This window comes from Dongia sp. (assembly GCF_041905885.1).
Taxonomy (GTDB): domain Bacteria; phylum Pseudomonadota; class Alphaproteobacteria; order Dongiales; family Dongiaceae; genus Dongia.
Genome location: NZ_JAYRKD010000003.1, coordinates 286,150 through 304,219, shown reverse-complemented (window position 1 = coordinate 304,219; position 18,070 = coordinate 286,150). Strand labels below are relative to the sequence as shown.

At 65.4% G+C, this 18,070-nt stretch carries 16 protein-coding genes; 5 read left to right on the top strand and 11 right to left on the bottom strand.

Going from position 1 to position 18,070, the window contains the following annotated elements:
* Together ACH2CY_RS04855 and ACH2CY_RS04850 are read left to right on the top strand one after the other, a co-directional pair.
* The coding region (locus tag ACH2CY_RS04855; protein ID WP_395016550.1) for a hypothetical protein at positions 1 to 236 on the top strand (236 nt) is incomplete at its 5' end.
* A gap of 17 nt (positions 237 to 253) precedes the next feature.
* A complete protein-coding gene (locus ACH2CY_RS04850; protein ID WP_395016548.1) occupies positions 254 to 1,501 on the top strand; it encodes a YcaO-like family protein in 1,248 nt (415 codons plus the stop codon).
* Between the two features lie 19 nt (positions 1,502 to 1,520).
* Here ACH2CY_RS04850 and ACH2CY_RS04845 read toward each other — a convergent pair whose 3' ends face one another.
* The 7 genes from ACH2CY_RS04845 to ACH2CY_RS04815 all read right to left on the bottom strand — a co-directional run bounded on the left by ACH2CY_RS04845 (position 1,521) and on the right by ACH2CY_RS04815 (position 11,976).
* Entirely contained in the window at positions 1,521 to 2,024 is a 504-nt protein-coding gene (locus tag ACH2CY_RS04845) for a PAS domain-containing protein (protein WP_395016545.1), read from the bottom strand.
* 326 nt (positions 2,025 to 2,350) lie between these two features.
* On the bottom strand, positions 2,351 to 2,887 hold the full coding sequence (locus tag ACH2CY_RS04840; RefSeq protein ID WP_395016542.1) for a PAS domain-containing protein: 537 nt from the start codon (positions 2,885 to 2,887) through the stop codon (positions 2,351 to 2,353).
* 207 nt (positions 2,888 to 3,094) lie between these two features.
* Positions 3,095 to 5,140, bottom strand: coding sequence for an elongation factor G (locus tag ACH2CY_RS04835; RefSeq protein ID WP_395016539.1), 2,046 nt, complete (start codon positions 5,138 to 5,140; stop codon positions 3,095 to 3,097).
* A gap of 162 nt (positions 5,141 to 5,302) precedes the next feature.
* Positions 5,303 to 6,229 (bottom strand): phosphotransferase, encoded by a 927-nt coding sequence (locus ACH2CY_RS04830; RefSeq protein WP_395016537.1) that lies wholly within the window; start codon positions 6,227 to 6,229, stop codon positions 5,303 to 5,305.
* The gene (locus ACH2CY_RS04825; RefSeq protein WP_395016534.1) at positions 6,226 to 8,640 is read right to left on the bottom strand and encodes an FAD-dependent oxidoreductase; all 2,415 of its coding nucleotides are present in this window, start codon (positions 8,638 to 8,640) and stop codon (positions 6,226 to 6,228) included. Before ACH2CY_RS04825 ends, ACH2CY_RS04830 begins: the two co-directional genes overlap by 4 nt.
* The gene (locus tag ACH2CY_RS04820) at positions 8,637 to 11,093 is read right to left on the bottom strand and encodes an FAD-dependent oxidoreductase (RefSeq protein ID WP_395016531.1); all 2,457 of its coding nucleotides are present in this window, start codon (positions 11,091 to 11,093) and stop codon (positions 8,637 to 8,639) included. The genes ACH2CY_RS04825 and ACH2CY_RS04820 overlap by 4 nt, the downstream gene beginning before the upstream one ends.
* A gap of 7 nt (positions 11,094 to 11,100) precedes the next feature.
* Positions 11,101 to 11,976: a phosphotransferase gene (locus ACH2CY_RS04815; RefSeq protein WP_395016528.1), complete on the bottom strand. Its 876-nt coding sequence runs from the start codon at positions 11,974 to 11,976 to the stop codon at positions 11,101 to 11,103.
* Between the two features lie 157 nt (positions 11,977 to 12,133).
* Here ACH2CY_RS04815 and ACH2CY_RS04810 point away from each other — a divergent pair, with 157 nt between their 5' ends.
* A complete protein-coding gene (locus ACH2CY_RS04810) occupies positions 12,134 to 12,838 on the top strand; it encodes a phosphatase PAP2 family protein (protein WP_395016525.1) in 705 nt (234 codons plus the stop codon).
* Between the two features lie 60 nt (positions 12,839 to 12,898).
* A complete protein-coding gene (locus tag ACH2CY_RS04805) occupies positions 12,899 to 14,899 on the top strand; it encodes an FAD-dependent oxidoreductase (protein WP_395016523.1) in 2,001 nt (666 codons plus the stop codon).
* Here ACH2CY_RS04805 and ACH2CY_RS04800 read toward each other — a convergent pair whose 3' ends face one another.
* The 3 genes from ACH2CY_RS04800 to ACH2CY_RS04790 form a co-directional block, all read right to left on the bottom strand.
* Positions 14,900 to 15,382, bottom strand: a complete 483-nt coding sequence (locus ACH2CY_RS04800; RefSeq protein WP_395016519.1) for a hypothetical protein — start codon at positions 15,380 to 15,382, stop codon at positions 14,900 to 14,902.
* A gap of 78 nt (positions 15,383 to 15,460) precedes the next feature.
* Positions 15,461 to 16,045 (bottom strand): hypothetical protein, encoded by a 585-nt coding sequence (locus ACH2CY_RS04795; RefSeq protein ID WP_395016516.1) that lies wholly within the window; start codon positions 16,043 to 16,045, stop codon positions 15,461 to 15,463.
* A gap of 85 nt (positions 16,046 to 16,130) precedes the next feature.
* A complete protein-coding gene (locus ACH2CY_RS04790) occupies positions 16,131 to 16,529 on the bottom strand; it encodes a hypothetical protein (protein ID WP_395016513.1) in 399 nt (132 codons plus the stop codon).
* A 227-nt stretch (positions 16,530 to 16,756) separates the two neighbouring features.
* Here ACH2CY_RS04790 and ACH2CY_RS04785 point away from each other — a divergent pair, with 227 nt between their 5' ends.
* Entirely contained in the window at positions 16,757 to 17,176 is a 420-nt protein-coding gene (locus tag ACH2CY_RS04785; RefSeq protein WP_395016511.1) for a hypothetical protein, read from the top strand.
* 4 nt (positions 17,177 to 17,180) lie between these two features.
* On the opposite strand, the gene ACH2CY_RS04780 is transcribed toward ACH2CY_RS04785, so the two are convergent.
* On the bottom strand, positions 17,181 to 17,891 hold the full coding sequence (locus ACH2CY_RS04780) for a hypothetical protein (RefSeq protein ID WP_395016509.1): 711 nt from the start codon (positions 17,889 to 17,891) through the stop codon (positions 17,181 to 17,183).
* Positions 17,892 to 18,070: the final 179 nt, after the last annotated feature.

Below are 18,070 nucleotides of genomic sequence, written 5' to 3'. Positions count from 1 at the left end.
TCGCCCGCGACGACGACGAGCGCGCGGCGGTGGCCGTGTTCGCCCGTGACGACGACGAGCGCGCGGCGGTTTCCGTGTTCGCCCGTGACGACGACGAGCGCGCGGCGGTCTCCGTCTTCGCCCGTGACGACGACGAGCGCGCGGCGGTCTCCGTCTTCGCCCGCGACGATGACGAGCGTGCGGCGGTTGCCGTGTTCGCGCGCCATGACGACGAGCGCGCGGCGATCCGCAACTAAGCGATCGACGCGTTGCTGTGACCGAGTCCACGGTTGACCTCGGCGGAACGGTACGTGCCCGTTCCGCCGAGGATACCTTCGCGCGGATCAAGCCGCGGATTTCGGAATACGGGATTACCCGGGTGGCGAGCGTCACCGGCCTGGATGTGCTCGGCGTCCCGGTTTGGATGGCGGTCCGGCCGATGGCCCGGTCGCTGACGGTCTCCCAGGGCAAGGGCATCAGCGACACCCTTGCCTATATTTCCGCCGTCATGGAAAGCATCGAGATGCACCATGCCGAGCACTGGGACGCCACCGGTCCCGAGGTCTCGCTCGGCGAGGCTTTCGAGGACCACCGCTTCGCCTCCCCCGCCGCCCTCTCCTTGCGCTCCGATGCGCCGATCACCAACGCGACCAAGGTCGCCTGGGTCGAAGGCCGCGATCTCTTCACTGGCGCGGCGAAATACCTGCCGAAGGAATTGCTCGACCTCGACTTCCGCATGAAGCGCGGGCGCCAGCCGATCTTCCTCTCCTCGTCGAACGGCCTCGCCTCCGGCAACACCCGGACCGAGGCGGTCGTGCATGGACTCTGTGAGGTGATCGAGCGGGACCAGAGCTGTCTCTGGCAGATCGAGCAGAGCCTGGCCGGCGATCCCAAGGCGCGGATGGTGAAGCTCGAGACCATCGAGGACCCGATCTGCCGGCAGCAGATCGAGATCTGCCGCAAGGCCAATCTCGATGTCTGGGTCTGGTACTGCACCTATGACATCGACGTGCCGGTGTTCGCCTGCACCATCGCCGACCGCGGCAATGCCACCTACTATCCGCAGCGCGCCTCCGGCTATGGCTGCCACCCGGTCGCCACGGTCTCGCTGTCGCGCGCCATCACCGAGGCGATCCAGAGCCGCCTCACGCATATCTCCGGGGTGCGCGACGACGTGACCTGGGAGCGCTATCGCAACGACATCGCCACCACCGACCGCAGCAACATGATCGCCTTCGAGGCGATGGCGAAGATGAAGCCCGCCCTCGCCTTCCAGGAGATCCCGCTCGCCCGCCCGCCGGCGACGATGGAGGCGATGCTGGACGACATGCTGGGCAAGCTCAAAGCCGTGGATCTGCACCAGGCGATCGTGGTCGACCTGCCGTCGGAGATGGACGATTTCTCGTTCGTCTTCGTCTGCGTGCCGGGGCTGGAGTTCGCCGCGAACAAGCCCAACTACACGCCGGGCGCGCGGATGCTGAAGTTCCTGTCGAGCTTGAAACGGAAGAAGTGGCTGAACTGACGCGGTTACTGCCTGGTGCCTACTGGGCGTAGCCACCGAGATAGCGGCGGGTCGAGACGTAGTCCTCGAGGCCGATGAAATGCGTCACCGTCTTGCCGTCGTCGGAAAGCGGGCAGAGCACCCATTCGAAGAACTCGACGCCGAGCCGAAGCTCGCTGCCGTCGGTGCGGCCGAAGATCGGCACGCGGGTCGCGATGACGCGATAATAGAGGTTCATCACCTGCTCGAGATCCGGCGGATTGGGCGTGATCTCGCGCAGCCAGCGGCCGCGGAATTCCTGGGCCGCGGTGGCGACCAGCTCGGTGCCGGCGATGCGAAAGAACACGCCGTCCGGATTGGTGTGCCACTCGCTCAGGTGCAGGTAAGGAAGCAATGGCCAGATGTCGACGGGATCGATGTCCTGGCGGCGCGGCATCAGGCGATCGCCGCGGATCTTCACCCAGTATTCGTAGAGGTCGCGAACGCGCGCGGATGTGCATTCGCTCGGCGAAATGATGAGGTCATTGCCGAACGAACGGTCCACTGCGAGATCGGGAAGCCGCCTGGAAATCGAACTGCTCCTTAGGCCTTGCTCTGGGGACAACGCGCAGCCTTTCACATCACTATCGTGATATGACACCGGAAAGCCGACTCGCTGCAAGTGGCGGAATGTCTCAACCGCGCCATTTGGCGGCGCGTGAAGGGCAATCAACACCCGAGGGTGAGTTCAAAGCCCTGAGACTTCAACATTTTCCACAAGATGCTCCACAAGGAGCTGTCGTCACCCTGCAAACCGCGAAATCTCGGCGCAACTATACCCAAAATGAGGGGAACCATTGAGACCAATACTGGCGGCTCACCGCGTTCAACTCAACTTCCGGCACCCAGATAGCGCTTGTTGGACACGTAATCCTCGAGGCCGATGAAGTGAGTTACGGCGCGATCATCTTCGGACAGCGGGCAGATGATCCATTCGAAGGAGGCGATGCCGAGCCGTTGCATGCTGCCGAGCGTGCGGCCGATGACAGGTGCGCGTTGCGCGATGACCTGACGATAGAGCGACATGGTCTCGGCCAGGTCATGGGGATCGGTATGGAAATCGGTGAGCCAGCGGCCACTGATCTCGCGGCCGATCGAGGCCACGATCTCGGTGCCGGCGAGGCGATATCGCACGCGGTCGGGATCCGCGTGCCATTCGCTCACATGGATGTTCGGCAGGAGCGACCAGATGTCGGTGGCGTCGATGTCGCGCCGCGCCGGCATGCTGCGCCCACGCCGAACCTGCTGCCAATAGTCGTGCAGCCGCTGCACCTTCAAGGAGGTGCATTCGTCGCGGGTGAGGATGATGTCGCGCCAGAAACTCTCCGGCCCGTCTTCCTCCAGGGGGAAGTTCGTATCCGTGTTCAAGCTTCCGGGACCCCGTCGGCGCCTCCTCGGGCGCGCGCCTCGCGCCGTCCCGGCCGCCGCGCGGTCCAATCGCCGCGCGCGCTTCAGCGCCGGCCCATCGGGACGGCGTCGATATGCCACTGAACCAATTCAACCGCAAGTGCGCGCAGGTTAAGGCGCGGCGCGAAAAGCGCATGGTAAATACGGTATGAAGGCCTCGCAACGCGGCTAATGCGCCGCCGCGGCCGTCGCCTGACGTTGCTCCACCACCTTGTCGGCCAGCCGCCCGGTCAGCTCCTGGAGATGATCGAAGCGATAGGCAAAATTGCCGACACCCAGGGTGAGCGACCTGAGCTCGATGATCATGTCGTGGAGCTCCGACTGCGGCAGCAGGGCCTCGACCATGTCCCAGCCCGGCCAGCCCTCCTTGGCGCCGAAGTTCAGGATCTGGCCGCGCCGCCCGGTGATGAGGTGATGCACCCGCGCCGTGAACTCGTTGGGCGCCGAGACCTCGACCGCGAAGATCGGCTCCAGCAGCACCGGGCTGCATTTCGGCATCGCCTCCTGCATCGCCATGCGGGCCGCGGTCTTGAACGCCATGTCCGAGCTGTCGACCGCATGCGACGAGCCGTCGAACAAGGCGGCGGCGACATCGACCACCGGGAAGCCCAGGGGCCCGCGGTGCAGATAATCGCGGATCCCCTCCTCCACCGAGCCGATGAAGGTCCGCGGCACCGAGCCGCCGACCACCCGGTCGTGGAACTCGAAACCGGTGCCGCGCGCCAGCGGCCAGATCTCGACATGGACATCGCCGAACTGGCCGTGCCCGCCCGACTGGCGCTTGAAGCGGGCATGCTGCTTCACCTGGCCCTTGATGGTCTCGCGATAGCTGACCGACGGCCGGCGATGCTTCACGGGAAGATTGAAGCGATTCTTCAGCCGGTCGAAGGCGATGTTCAAATGCACCTCGCCCTGGCCGTAGAGCAGCAGTTCATGGGTCTCGGGATCGTGGCTGAAGGAGAGCGACGGATCATCCTCGCAGAGTTTGGCCAAGGCCGCCGTGAGCTTGACCTCGTCGTTGCGGTTCTCGACGTCGATCGCCAGCGAGAAGAGCGGCTTCAGCGGCTCCGGCCATTTGTAGCCGCTGGGCGTCTTGCCGCTGGCGGTCAGCATGTCGCCGGTCTTGGCCTGCTCGAGCCGGCCCAGGGCGACGATCTCGCCGGGATTGCCGGCCGGCACTTTCTCGCCTGCATGACCCTTCATCTTCAGCATGCCGGAGATGCGCTGACCGCTGAGCGTCGCACCGTCGGCGACCTTGGCGCCGAAGATCCGCGCCAGCGACAGCTTGCCCGAATGCTGCTGGTTGCTGGTCTTGAAGATGATGGCGGAAGCATCGCCGTTGACGCCGAGCCGCTTCGCCGCCCCGTCCGGCCCCGGCACGTCGTGGCGGAGCGCCTTCAGCAGGCGATGCACGCCGGAATCCTTCTCGGCGGCGCCCAGCATCACCGGCACGATCAGGTCCTCGGCCAGGTCCTTGCTGAGCTGCTGATAGATCTCCTCCTTCGGCGGCACCGCGTCGCTCAGCAACTCTTCCATCAGGTGGTCGTCGAAATCGGCGAGCTTCTCCAGCATCGCCGTGCGGGCCTCCTGCTCGCGCGGCAGCATCTCCTCCGGCATCTTGATGAGGTCGGATTCCTGGCCGGGGTGATACCTGTAGGCGCGCTCGGAGATGAGATCGACGTAACCGGTGACCTCGTCGCCGTCCTTGCCGGCGACCCGGATCGGCACCTGGCGCAGGACCAGCGGGCGGCTCGAGACCGCCTGCAGGGCGGTCAGCACCTCGCGCGCCGTATGGTCGGCCTGGTCCATCTTGTTGATGAACAGGATATGCGGGATCTGGTTGTCGTCCAGGAACTTGAAGAGCGGCGCCAGGGTCAGCGCCTTGTCCACGACCGGCTCCGCCACGACGATGGCGACGTCGCAGATGAGCAGCGCGTTGCGCGCCTCCTGCGCCAGCTCGACCGAGCCGGGGCAATCGATGAAGGTCCAGGTCTCGCCGAGATAGTCGGCGGTCGCGGTGCCCATCTCGACCGACATCTTGCGCGCCTTGGCCTCCGGCGAGCTGTCGCTCACCGTGGTGCCTTCCTTGGCATTGCCTTTACGCGAGATGGCGCCGGTCGCGAACAACAGGCTTTCCAGAAGGGCTGTCTTACCGCTGAGATAAGGTCCGACAAGAGCGGCGCAACGAGGCGCCGCGGGTGCTCTGCCCGGCATGCAATCCTCCCATCGCCGGCCACAAGGGCTGGGTCACGCAAAGGACTGGCTCACGCTTTCTGCGATCGCCAGAACTCGCACCGGCGTCCGCGGCCCGTTCATTCGGGCATCACGTTTTGACTATGTTTCTCCTCTCGGAGGCGGGAGGCAAGGCAAAAATCTTCAGGCCTTCGCCACTGCGGCAAGATGCGCGCCGAAATCGGAGCGGCCCATCAGGGCCTTGCAGCGGTCGAAGCGGTTGATCGCATAGGCCCAGAAATCGTCCGCCGGGTTCTGGTTGACGTGCTGGATGATGCCCCAGAGCGTCCAGAGGAGATCGCACATGGCCTTGTACATCACCATGCGGCCGCGATCGTTGGCGCTGGGCTCGCCGTCGAAATAGGCCCGCAGCAAGGCCTCGTCCTGGTCCGGCCCGAAAGCGGCCTCGACCGAGACGTCGCCCAAGTCCCACATCGGGTCGTTGTTTCCGGAATATTCCCAGTCGATGACGTAGACTTGGCGGCCGGTGTCGAGGAAATTCTCGGCCAAGGGATCGCAATGGCAAGGCACGATCGGCAGCGGCCGCGCGCTCAGCGCCCGGCGCACCGCCTCCGCCTCGCGCTTCACATCGTGGTAGCCGTCGGGCAGCGGCGCATCCTTCTTGGCCAGGAAGTCCAGATACTCGTCGATCATCTGGAAGAGCTCGAAACGGTTCTTGAACGGCCGGCCGCAATCATGCACGCGCCGGAGGCTTTGCGCGGCGCGGCGGACCGAGCCCAGGTCCTTGAAGCGCTCGGCATTCATGGTAATGCCGCCTTCGATGAAGCGGGTCAGCTGCACGCCGTCACGGGAGTCGAAGAAGATCAGCGGCGCATTGACGCCGATCTCCGAGGTGATGCGCGCCGCCAGGCTCTCATTCTCGCGGCTGATATAGTCGCTGGTCCTGGCGCCGGGGATCCTGAGCACGAAAGTGCCGAGCGGCGTGGTGAGCTTGTGATTCTGGTTGGTGAGGCCGCCCAGCTTCTCGATCTCGATCTTCGCCCGGTCCACGCCCTCGAACTCGGGGATCCGGTCGAGCAACGCCTGGATTTCGGGGTTCGTCGAGATCATGCCTTGAGCCTCTTGTTCTCCGGATCATAGAGCGGGCCATCATGCCGGGTCGCGGCGCTGACTTCGCCGAAGGCCTCGATCTCGAAGCCTTGCGCGCCGGCCAGCGCGACCGGCAGGTAAGCGAAGGCGATCGACTTGCCGATCGTATAGCCGAAATTGCCGCTGGTCGTCACGCCGACCACCTTGCCGCCCCTGAGGACGGCTTCGCCGCCATAGACCGGCAAGGGCTGTTCCAGGGTGAAGGTGCAGAGCTTGCGGGTGACGCCCCTTTCCTTCTGGGCGATCAGGACGCTGCGGCCGATGAAATCGGGCTTCTTCAGGTTGACACGGAAGCCGAGGCCCGCTTCGTAGGGCGAATAGTCCGGCGTGATGTCGCTGGACCAGTAGAGATAGCCCTTCTCCATCCGGCAGGAATCGATCGCGCGATAGCCGGCGTCGCGGATGCCCTGCGCCTCGCCCGCCGCGCGCAGCACCTCGTAGACATGGGCGGCATATTCGGTCGGGATGTGCAGCTCCCAGCCGAGCTCGCCGACATAGCCGATGCGGATCGCCAGCACCGGTGCGGCACCGACGGTGATCTGCCGGTTGGTCGAGAAGGGAAAGGCCGCGTTGGAGATGTCTTCCTCGGTCACCGCCTGCAGCACCGCGCGCGCCTTCGGGCCGCAGATGTTGAGGACGGCGCGGGCCGAGGTCAGGTCGAGGATCTGCGCCTGGGCGTCGCGGCGTAGATGGCTTTCGATCCAGTGCCGGTCATGGGTCCCGAAGGCGCTCCCCGTGACGAAGTAGAAGCGCTCCGGCCCCAGCCGCGAGATGGTGAGATCGCATTCGATCCCGCCCTTCTCGTTGCAGAGCTGGGTGTAGATCGTGCTGCCCACGGCCTTGTTCATGTCGGAAACCGCGAGGCGCTGCAGCGCGTGCAGCGCATTCGGTCCGACCAGCTCGAACTTGGCGAAAGAGGTCTGGTCGATCAGCGCGACGCCCTCGCGGATCGCGCGGTGCTCCTCGCCGACGGGTGAGAACCAGTTGGTCTTGGCGCGGTCATAGGCCGGGCGGTCTTCGGCCGCCTCGCCTTTCGGTGCGAACCAGTTGGGCCGCTCCCAGCCGGCGCGCGAGCCGAACACCGCGCCGCGTGCTTTCAGCGTGTCATAAAGCGGCGAGCGGCGGATGCCGCGCAGAGTCTCGTGCTCGTCGCCCGGCCGGTGCAGCTTGTAGTGATGGCCGTAGAGCTCGACCGCGCGCGGATACATGAAATGCCGCGTCGTGTGGTGGAAGCTGAAGCGCCGCACGTCCAGCGGCCAGAGGTTGAGGCTGGGCGCGCCGTCGATGATCCACTCCGCCATCATGCGGCCCGCACCGCCACCCGCGGCGATGCCGTAGAGGAAGCCGGTGGTGCAGTAGAAATTCTCCAGCTCCGGCGCCTTGCCCATGACGAAATCGGCATCCGCCGAATAGGGGATCGGGCCGTTGAGCAACTCACGCACGCCGACCGTGTTGATGACCGGCGTGCGCTTGCCGGCAAGCTTGGCCAACTGCTCGAAGCGGTCGAAATTCGACGGCAGCAGCTCCTGGGCGAAGCTCTTCGGGATGCCGCCGGTCGCAAAGGCCCTGGTGTCGGGCTCGTAGCCGCCGACAACCAGACCGCGCACCTCGGGCTTGTAATAGATCAGGTGATCGGGATCGCGCATGGTCGGCATGCGCTTCGGCATGTCGGGGATCGGATCGGTTATGAGATACTGGTGCTCGACCGCGAAGGACGGCACGCGCACGCCGGCGAGCTTGCCGACCTCGTGGCCCCACATGCCGGCGCAATTGACCACGAGGCCGCAGGTCCAGGTTCCCTTGTCGGTCTCGACCGCCTTCACCGTGCGGTTCTCTATCTTGAAACCGGTGACCCGCTCCCCGACCACGAAGGTGGCGCCCTGGTCCTTGGCGCCTTTGGCGAGCGCCTGGCAGACGCCCGAAGGATCGATATAGCCGTCGGACGGGATGTAAACCGCGGAACGCACGTCCTCGAGGCTCATGATCGGGAAAAGATCGCCCGCCTCTTTCGGCGAGAGCCATTGCATCTCCAGGCCGAAGCTCTTCGCCATGGTGAGCGAGCGCTTGTTCTCCATCTCGCGCTCTTCGGAGCAGGCGAGACGCAGGCTGCCGTATTTCTTCCAGTCGATCGCCATCCCGGTCTCGGCCTCGAGCTTGTCGTAAAGCTCGACCGAATGGGTCAGCATGCGGGTGATGTTGCGCGAGGTGCGGAGCTGGCCGACCAGGCCGGCCGCATGCCAGGTGGCGCCATGGGTGATGCCGCTCTTCTCCAGCACCACCACATCCTTCTTGCCCATCCGGGTCAGGTGGTAGGCGAGCGAACAGCCGAGAATGCCGGCGCCGATGATCAGGATTTCCGCGTGGTTCTTCACGCCTTCACGCGCTCCATCTTCGGGTCGTAAAGCGGCTGCAGGCTGACCTTGGCGGGGTAGCGCTTGCAGGCGATCTCCAGCTCGTAGCTGCCGGACATCACGTCCTCGGCCGAGACACCATTCTCCTTATCGCGGACATAGCCGATGCCGATGTTGGTCCCGAGCGTATAGCCATAGCCGCCGGAAGACAGCCAGCCCACCTGCTTCCCGTTGCGAAAGATGGTCTCTCGCCCCAAGAGGACGATGGATTGGTCATCGACCGTGAAACAGGCCAGCAGCTTCGGCAGCTTCTTTGCGGCCTGCGCGACCAGGGCCTCGCGGCCGAGGAAGGGCGTGTTCTTCTTCAGCTTGACCGCCCAGGCCATCCCGGCCTCGAGCGGCGAATGGTCGGGCGAGATGTCGCTCGACCAGGCGCGATAGAATTTCTCCAGCCTGAGGCTCTCGATCGCGCGATAACCGGCGTTGACGATGCCGTGCGGCATACCGGCCGCCATCAGCGCGTCGTAGACCGCGCCGATGCCGTCGCTCGGGATATGCAGCTCCCAGCCGAGCTCGCCGACATAGGTGACGCGCAAGGCCCGCACCGGCACGCCGGCAACCAGGATCTCATGGGAGGTGCCGAAGGGAAAAGCCTGGTTGGAAAGATCGCCCTGGGCCACGGCTTGCAGAACCTCGCGCGCCTTCGGTCCCATCAGCGCCAAGGTGCCATACGCCGATGTCACATCGATCAGGCGCGCATCGAGGCCCTCCGGGATATGACTCTTGATCCAGCTGAAGTCGTGGGTCGCGAAGCCGGTGCCGGTGACGATGTAATAGGCGTCCTCCGCCACCCGGGTGACTGTGAGGTCGCATTCGATGCCGCCGCGCGCGTTCAGCATCTGGGTATAGACGAGACTGCCCGGCGCCTTCGCGACGTCGTTGGCGCAGATCCAGGACAGGGCCGCCTCGGCATCCCTTCCCACCAGCATGAACTTCGCGAAGGAGGTCTGGTCGAACAGCGCCACCTTCTCGCGGCAGGCATTGTGCTCGACGCCGACCTGGTCGAACCAGTTCTGGCGCTCGTAGGTGTAGATGTCCTTGGGCTCTGCGCCCTTCGGCGCGAACCAGTTGGGGCGTTCCCAGCCGAGCTTGGAGCCGAACACGGCCCCCTGCCCCTTCAGCCGCTCATAGAGCGGCGAGACGCGCAAGGGTCGCCCGGTCTCCAGCTCCTCATAGGGCCAGGCCATCGAATAGTGATGCGCATAGGCTTCCAGCGTGCGGGTCAGGACCCAGCGGCGGTCGCGGTGCAGGTTGCCGAAGCGGCGGATATCCACCGCCCAGAGATCCATCGGCGGCTCGCCGGCTGCGACCCATTCGGCCAGCGCGCGGCCCGCACCGCCGCCGGAGGCGATGCCGAAGGCGTTGAAGCCGGCCCCGACATAGAAGTTCGAAAGCTCCGGCGCCTCGCCGAGGATGAAGTTGCCGTCGGGCGTGAAACTCTCCGGACCGTTGATGAATTGCTTGATGCCGGTGGTCGCCAGCGCTGGCACGCGGGCCAAGGCCTGTTCCATCAGCGGCTCGAAATGCTCGAGGTCGTTCTCCAGCAGCTGGAAGGCGAAGTTTTCCGGCAAGTCGCCGGTCTCGCCTTGCGGCAACCAGGGCTTGGGGTTGTGCTCATAGCCGCCCATCACCAGGCCGCCGACCTCTTCCTTGAAGTAGATCAGGCGGTCGGGATCGCGGAGCGTCGGAAGGTTCTTCGGCGCACCCAAGGCTTCGGTGACGATGTACTGATGCTGCACGGATTGCAGCGGCACCGAGACGCCGGCCAGCGCGCCGATCTGCCGGGCCCATTGACCGCCGCAGTTCACCACGACCTCGCAGGCGATCTCGCCCTTGTCGGTGACGACGCCGACCGCCCGGCCCTTATCGGTCCGGATGCCGGTGACGCGGGTCTCCTCGACGATGGTGACGCCGCGGTTGCGCGCGCCCTTGGCCAGCGACTGCGCGATGTCGGCGGGATTGGCCTGGCCGTCGGTCGGCAGGAAGGCCGCGCCGACCAGATCGGCGACATCCATCAGTGGCCAGAGCTTCAGCGCCTCACTGGGCGTCAGCAGCTCCATCTCCAGGCCGAAGGAATGCGCGGTGGTCGCCTGGCGCTTGATCTCGGTCATCCGCTCGGCGTTGCAGGCGAGGCGCAAGCCGCCGTTCATCTTCCAGCCGGTGGCGAGGCCGGTCTCCTGCTCCAGCTTGTCGTAGAGCTCGACAGAGTATTTCAGCAGCTGGGTGATGTTGGCCGAAGTGCGCAGCTGGCCGACCAGGCCCGCCGCATGCCAGGTCGAGCCGCTGGTCAAGGTGTTGCGCTCGATCAGCACCACGTCCTTCCAGCCGAGGCCCGCGAGGTGATAGGCGGTGGAGCAGCCGATGATACCGCCGCCGATGATGACTGCGCGAGCCTTGGAAGGAAGCGTCGGCATTTTGCTCTCAGAGGTCTTGGAAATTGCGGAAGGCGCGCTCGAAGCGCGAGAGATATTCGGAAGTGTAGGTGCGATAGTCGAAGTCGAGGGTGGAGTGGATCTCGGAGATCATGCTCCACATCGCCTCACGCAGCAGCGAGGCGCATTTCATCGCGTGATAGCGCCGGAACAGCTGGGCATCGACCGCGCGGTCGAAATAGCTCTCCAGCACCTTCTGCTCGTCCTCCGGCACCACCTCGGCGTTGGAGCAGAGATTGCCGAGATCGAACAGCGGCGAATTGAAGCCGGCATAGTCCCAGTCGATCAGCCAGAGTCGCTTGCCGTCATCCATCAGGTTGCTGGGCAGCAGGTCGTTGTGGCCGTAGATGATGTCGACCGGACCGACCGCATCTTCCAGCCTTTCCGCGATCTGCATCAGCCGCGGCAGGTTCGGCACATGGCGGCTCTGGGCGTCGCGCAGGCTGTGCGCATAGTCGCGCAGCACATGGAACACCCAGAAGATGACAGCGGGGCCGCGCACATGCAGCGGCATCACCCGGTGGCAGGTCTTGATCAGCTCCAGCACCCGGAAGAGGTTCTCCGGCCGGCGCACATCCGCCGCCACGAAGGTCTTGCCCTCGATGAACTCGAAGACCAGGGCACCGCGCTCGAAATAGACCACCTGCGGCGAGAGCCCGCATTCCGCGGCGGCGCGGCCGGCCGAGAGCTCGTTGAAGCGCATCACCTGGTGGACCGGGATGTCGTCACCGATCCGCACGAAATACTTCTTGCCCTGGTGCTCGACCAGGAAGTTGGCGTTGGTGATGCCGCCCTTGATCCGGACCGGCACCACCGGTTCCAGCCAGCATTTCAGGCGGCGCACCACATCCTCGGCGGCCAACACGATCTCGTCCCCTGCCCCTTAATTTCTGTGCCGGACCATGCCATGGCCCCTGGCCTTGAGCAACATCATATCATCGCAGCTTGTGGGTTCTCTGTGGATTTGGTGCGGAAACGCACAAAAACCGCTTGGAAAGCCGGCCTTCTGCTAGTCTTCCTGGATGATATTCAAGAAGCTCTCCCAGCGTTTCGAGATCCTGCAGGGCCGACGCCGCGAGATCAGCCTGATCCTGGCTTTCGCCATCGTCGCCGGCCTGATCTGGGGCTTCGTCGCCCTGGCGGATGAGGTCTTCGAGGGCGATACCGAGCATTTCGACCAGAGGATCGCCGCCGCTATGCAAGGCGGCGGTGAGGGCTACGACCCGATCGGGCCGCGCTGGGTCGAGGAACTGGCCCGCGACGTGACCGCGCTCGGCTCCTACGCCTTTCTCGGATTCCTGACCTTCGGCATCATCGGCTATTTCCTGCTGACCGACCGCCGGCCGCGCGCCGGGCTGGTCGCGGTCTCGGTGATCGGCGGGCTGGCCATCAGCAACACGCTGAAGTCGCTGTTCAACCGTCCGCGGCCGGACATCCCGACTGACGTGCAGGTCTTCACCGCCAGCTTTCCCAGCGGCCATTCGATGCTCTCTGCCGTCACCTTCCTCACGCTCGGCGCCCTGCTCGCGCAAGGCAGCGCCGACACGCGGGTGAAGGCCTATGTCGCCGTCCTCGCCATCATCCTCACCGTCGCGGTCGGCACCACCCGGGTCTATCTCGGCGTGCACCACGCGACCGACGTGCTGGCCGGCTGGTGTGTCGGCAGCGCCTGGGCGCTGCTCTGCTGGACGGTGGCGCACTGGCTGCAGCCGCGCGAACGTCCCTAGACCGCGCCCACAAATCCCGGTGAGAATGCGCGGGGAAAAACGAATTTCAGAGTCCGCGCCATGCCTGCCGATCTGCCCGTCCAGGATTTTTCGGTCCTGCTGCAGCCCCTGCAGCTTCGCCATCTGACCCTGCGCAACCGCGTCGTCTTCGGCGCGCATACCGCCAACATGGCGACCGATGGCCTGCCCGGCGACCGGCATCTCGGCTATTACCGGGAGCGCGCGATCGGGGGTGCTTCGATGATCGTGGTCGAGCCCATTCCGGTGCACGCTACCGCCGTGCTGACCCGTGGCAACTTTCGCGCCGACGACGATTCGGTGGTGCCGCATTTCCGCCGCATCACCGAGGCCGTGCACGCCGAGGGCGCGCATATCCTGCAGCAGCTCTATCACGTCGGCGCCCATGGCGACTGGGACAATTCCTATCGTGCCAGCTGGTCGCCCTCGGGCCTCGCCTCGATGCATGATTCCGACGGCAGCCATGCGATGACGGAAGCCGAGATCGAGGAGATCATCGCCAGCTTCGCGCGCTGTGCCAAGCGCGCCAAGGATGCCGGCTTCGACGGCTGCGAGCTGATGGCGGCCTACAACGCGCTGATCGAGCAGTTCTGGTCGCCCTACAGCAACAAGCGCGACGACAAATACGGCGGCAGCTTCGAGAACCGCATGCGCTTCTCCGCCGAGCTGCTGACCGCGATGCGCAAGGCCTGCGGCGAGGACTTCGTCATCGGCATGGCGATCAGCATCGATCCCACCCGGCCCGACGTCGCCTCCAGCGCCGCCCAGCTCGAAGCCGTGGTGTGGCACGACCAACGGGCCCTGTTCGACTATGTCACCGTCGGCAGCGGCAGCTATTTCGACTTCACCACCATCATCCCGCCTTTCCTCTACGGCGAGAAGCTCACCGAGCCGGTGACCGCCGAGATCAAGCGCAACGTGAAGCATATCCGCGTGCAGTCGGAGAGCCATATCCGCACGCCGGAGAATGCCGTCGGCCTCCTGAAGGCCGGCCATGCCGACACGGTCAGCATCGTGCGCGGCCAGATCGCCGACCCGCATTGGGTATCCAAGGTGAAGGCCGGCGCACCCGAGCGCATCCGCCGTTGCATCTCCTGCAACCAGATGTGCTGGGGCCGGCGGCATCGCGACTATTGGATTTCCTGCCTGGTCAATCCCTCGGCCGGCCGCGAATTTCAATGGGGCGGCGATCGCTTCGCGAAGTCAGCGAAGCCGCAGCATGTGCTGGTGGTCGGCGGCGGTCCGGCCGGGCTCGAGGCGGCGCGCGCCTCGGCCGAGCGCGGCCACCGCGTCACCCTGATGGAAGCCTCGGACAAGCTCGGCGGCCAGTTCCGCCTGGCCGGGATGCAGCCGCGCCGCGCGCAGATCCTGGACCTGCTCGACTGGTATGAGGGCGAGTTGCAGCGGCTCGGCGTCGAGGTGCAGTTCGGCGCGCTGGCCGATGGCGACAGCATCGCCGCGGTCGGCGCGGATCGGGTGCTGCTCTGTACCGGATCGCGGCCGGTGGAAGCGCCGCAGCAGCGCTATTGGCCGAAGCCCGCCAACGAGACCGGCCTCGCCGGTCCGCGGGTCTGGCCGGTCGAGGAGATCATGGGCCGCGAGGCCAATCCGGGATCGCGCGTCATCCTGCTCGACGAAGGCGGCAGCTGGCGCGGCGCCGGCACAGCCTGGCACCTCGCCGAGAAGGGACACCAGGTCACCATCGTCACGCCGGATTCACTGATCGGTCGCGATCTCGTGCGCACCGCCGCCGACGGGCCGCTGCGGTCGCGGCTCAAGAAGCTCGGCGTGGTCTTCCATGTGGAATCGGCGATCGCCGGCTGGGCCAATGGCCGCGCGCGGATCCGCAGCCTGCTCGACGACAGCGAGACCGAGATCGAGGCCGATGACCTGGTGCTGGCGCTCACCAACCAGCCGAACAACGAACTGGCCAACGAACTGCGCGCCGCCGGGATCGGTTTCACCGCGATCGGCGACTGTATCTCGGCGCGGCACGCCCCGGCAGCGATCTATGAAGGCCGCGAGGCAGCGCTGGCACTCTGATTACTGGCGCTTCAGGGTGTAGACCGCGTTGTCGAGGGCAAACATCGCAGTGTCCTTGTCCTCACCGAAGCTGAAATCGACAGCGAACTCGCAGCCGGTCATGACGGTGCGATACTGGGTCCCGGCGAAGCCCACCTGCTCCGCCAGCTTCTGCGGATCATTCGCGGCATTCTGCGACTGCATCTCGCCGAACGCGCCCTGGAACAGCATGTCGGGGCCGCCTTCCATCACCTCGTATTTCGGACCCTTACAGGGGAAGCCGCCCGGGCCTTCGATCGCGTCGGACTTGATGGTGATGGTCTGGCCGACCAGCGATTTCATCTCGTCCGGAAAGAGCTCGGCGTCGGACTTGATCCAGGGCCCCGGCGCCGCGCCGGTGATCTTCCACTGGCCGAGGTAGAAGGCCTCCTCCGCTTTCGCGCCGGAGAGTGACGCCGCGCACAGCAGCGCCGCGAGGGTGGCACCGCGAAGAATTGGGTTCATGGCCTTGGCTTTCCCGATGGGTGGCTGTTGATCAGGCTAATGCGTCGCCGCGACCGGAGACAAGGTTCGATCGATGGCTCAGCAAGGCGGCTGGCCGTTGCCGCCGCAGCCGTTGGGATAGAAGGTCGGCGCACCGCTGCCGTCCGGCTCCAGCGGCACCTGGTAGACCCAGGGCTTGCCGCCGCCGGGGTTCCCGCCACCGGGATTGGCGGGGCCGCCTCCGTTGTGTCCGCCGCCGTGATGGCCGCCGCCGGTCCAGCCGCCCCCGTCCCAATCGCCGTCGTTCCAGGCGCCGTCGTTCCAGTGCCCGTCGTGCCCGTCGTCATTCTTCCAATAGGCATGGCGGCGGCCGAAGAAGCGGGAGCTCCAGCCGTAGTTGGGGCCGTTGCGGCTCCAGCAGATATTGCGGCGGCGATCGCATTTGATGCCGTAATAGGGCGAGAAGACCGGCCCGCCATAGACATCGCGTTCGTCGCCATAGGCATAGACGCCGCCCATCACCGGCGTGCCGGGGAGATAGGGTCTCCGGTAATCCAACGCGCTGTAATAGCCGGCGACGCTGGCGGGCTGGCTCGCATAGTTGCTCTGGGTGTAGCCGGCGTCATAGGCGCAGCCGCAGAGCAGCAGCAAGCCGGCGAAGGCTGAGAGTCGGCACAGCAACACGGTCGCCTCCAGGGTCCCAGGCATAGCCCCGGGCATAAAATGCGCCTCGGCGCCGACCCGCGTCGAGGCGCGATTGCGTGAGGCCCTACTCCTTAACCACGTGCCAGACGTCCTTGAAGTTGTCGCCGGTGACGTCGCCCGGCTTGGTGTCCTTCACGAAGGTATAGAGCGGCTTGCCGTCGTCGGCCCATTGCAGCGAGCCGTCGTCGCGCTTGATGATGGTGAGATCGCCCACCGGCTTGTCGCTCTCCATCGCCATGGCCGGCGGCCAGGCCTTGGCGCAGTCGCCGTTGCAGTTCGACTTGCCGGCCTCGTCCTTGTCGAAGGTGTAGAGCGTCATGCCCTTGGCATCGACCAGCACGTCGCCGGCCGAGGTTTCCATCTCCTTGAACGGCCCATAATCCTCGGCATTCGCGGGCAAGGCGAGCGCCAGAACGGTCGCCAGCCCGAATCCAAAAAGCCCGACCTTCATCATCTCGGTCATCGCGGTCTCCATTCTTGAAGTTGTCGATCCGAGGCGCAACGGATCACCCGTCGCGGCGACGCGAGGTCCCGCGTTGAATGATGGTGCGCAGTGAGAGCACCGGACATGGGTGATCGCCCGGCCGATGGAACGCTAGACCCCGCATTCGGCACCGGCAAATCACCGCTTCGTGTTTACGTGATCCGTCGTCATAATCCGTGGGTCGGAACTTCAAGGGGAAACGCAGGATGTCGACGTCGCGCTCCATTGTGCCGCTTGCTCTTTCGCTGCTCAGCTTCCTGGCGGCACCGCTGCCGGCCGCGGCGCAAGGCGCCGGCGACCCGATCCTCGAGGCCAACGGCATCAAATACGCCTGCGCCGGCGTCGGCAAAGCCAGCCGCGGCGACCCGCGCTGGAAGAGCTTTCCGGTGCGGCTGGAGTTCGCCGCCGCCAACGGCGACTTCCTCGGCGATCCCGATGTCACGATCACCGATGCCGGCGGCAAACAGGTCTTCCAGGCCAAATGCAACGGCCCCTGGGTGCTGATCGAGCTGCCGGCCGGCAGCTACAAGGTGCACGCCACCGGCCAGAAGGCGCAGTATTCGAAGGACTTCGACCTCGCGGTCAAGGCCGGCGGGCAGACCAAGAAGACGATCCGGCTGCCTTAACTCTTCAAGCGGCTTCCGCCTGCCGGCGCCGCCAGCCGACGAAGCCGAGCCCGCCAAGCGCCGAAACCAGCAGCGGCAAAGTCGCCGGGATCGGCGTCATCGCGACGGCGACGGAGAGGCTGCCGAAATTCAGTGTTCCCTGAAAGTAGCCGGTGCTGGGCGTCGGGATGATGAAACTGCCGTAGAAACTACAGGAAGCGGCCGGACAGCTGTTCAGCGCCACGGCGGTGAAGACCGAGGTCGGAAACCCCGGCGGATTGTTGGTCGTAAGGAAGGTGTTGACCTGGGAGATGGCCGACGCGTTGACGACCTGGTACATGAGATGGCCGGTGCCGGGCTTGGTCGCGGCAATGTCGTAAGTACCGCCCGGCGAGCCCAGCCCCAGGAAGTTGTAGCTGTGGCCGTTGACGGTCAGCACTGCCGACATCCCGCCGAAAATGTTGTCGCCGGAAAGCAGCGGATCGGTGATCGTGCCATTGAAAGCGAAATAGTTGCCGACCGTCGGATCGGCGGTGAAGACCAGGTTGTAACCGGCGCCCGCCAGGTTGGCGCCGGGCGTTCCGAACACCCCGGTGGAATCCAAACCAGTCTTCACCGTTCCGGTGAAGGTCGCCGTGATGGTCGCGGCCGGCGCTTGCGACGCGATCGCCAGCAGCAGAACCAGGGTCGCCGCGACGAGCTTGGCTGAGAAGCGCGCCGCTCTCCAGATAAACATGTTCATCCCCATTGCACACATTGATACGCAACCTAGGCGAGTCGGGAGCATAACAGCAATAGGTTGAATAACCGGCGGGTCCGATTTCCCGCGCTTGTCATCGAACCGACCGCTTCGGTCATCTCATGACTGAACCCTGGGGAACGCGTCGCGACTTGCCGGCGCCTCAGGACTTTATG

What these genes read in the sequence shown, in the direction of transcription:
- ACH2CY_RS04835 (WP_395016539.1), bottom strand. Translation starts at nt 5,140, where the DNA reads ATGCCGGGCAGAGCACCCGCGGCGCCTCGTTGCGCCGCTCTTGTCGGA.
- ACH2CY_RS04830 (WP_395016537.1), bottom strand. Translation starts at nt 6,229, where the DNA reads ATGATCTCGACGAACCCCGAAATCCAGGCGTTGCTCGACCGGATCCCC.
- ACH2CY_RS04820 (WP_395016531.1), bottom strand. Translation starts at nt 11,093, where the DNA reads ATGCCGACGCTTCCTTCCAAGGCTCGCGCAGTCATCATCGGCGGCGGT.
- ACH2CY_RS04810 (WP_395016525.1), top strand. Translation starts at nt 12,134, where the DNA reads ATGATATTCAAGAAGCTCTCCCAGCGTTTCGAGATCCTGCAGGGCCGA.
- ACH2CY_RS04805 (WP_395016523.1), top strand. Translation starts at nt 12,899, where the DNA reads ATGCCTGCCGATCTGCCCGTCCAGGATTTTTCGGTCCTGCTGCAGCCC.
- ACH2CY_RS04800 (WP_395016519.1), bottom strand. Translation starts at nt 15,382, where the DNA reads ATGAACCCAATTCTTCGCGGTGCCACCCTCGCGGCGCTGCTGTGCGCG.
- ACH2CY_RS04790 (WP_395016513.1), bottom strand. Translation starts at nt 16,529, where the DNA reads ATGACCGAGATGATGAAGGTCGGGCTTTTTGGATTCGGGCTGGCGACC.
- ACH2CY_RS04785 (WP_395016511.1), top strand. Translation starts at nt 16,757, where the DNA reads ATGTCGACGTCGCGCTCCATTGTGCCGCTTGCTCTTTCGCTGCTCAGC.
- ACH2CY_RS04780 (WP_395016509.1), bottom strand. Translation starts at nt 17,891, where the DNA reads ATGTTTATCTGGAGAGCGGCGCGCTTCTCAGCCAAGCTCGTCGCGGCG.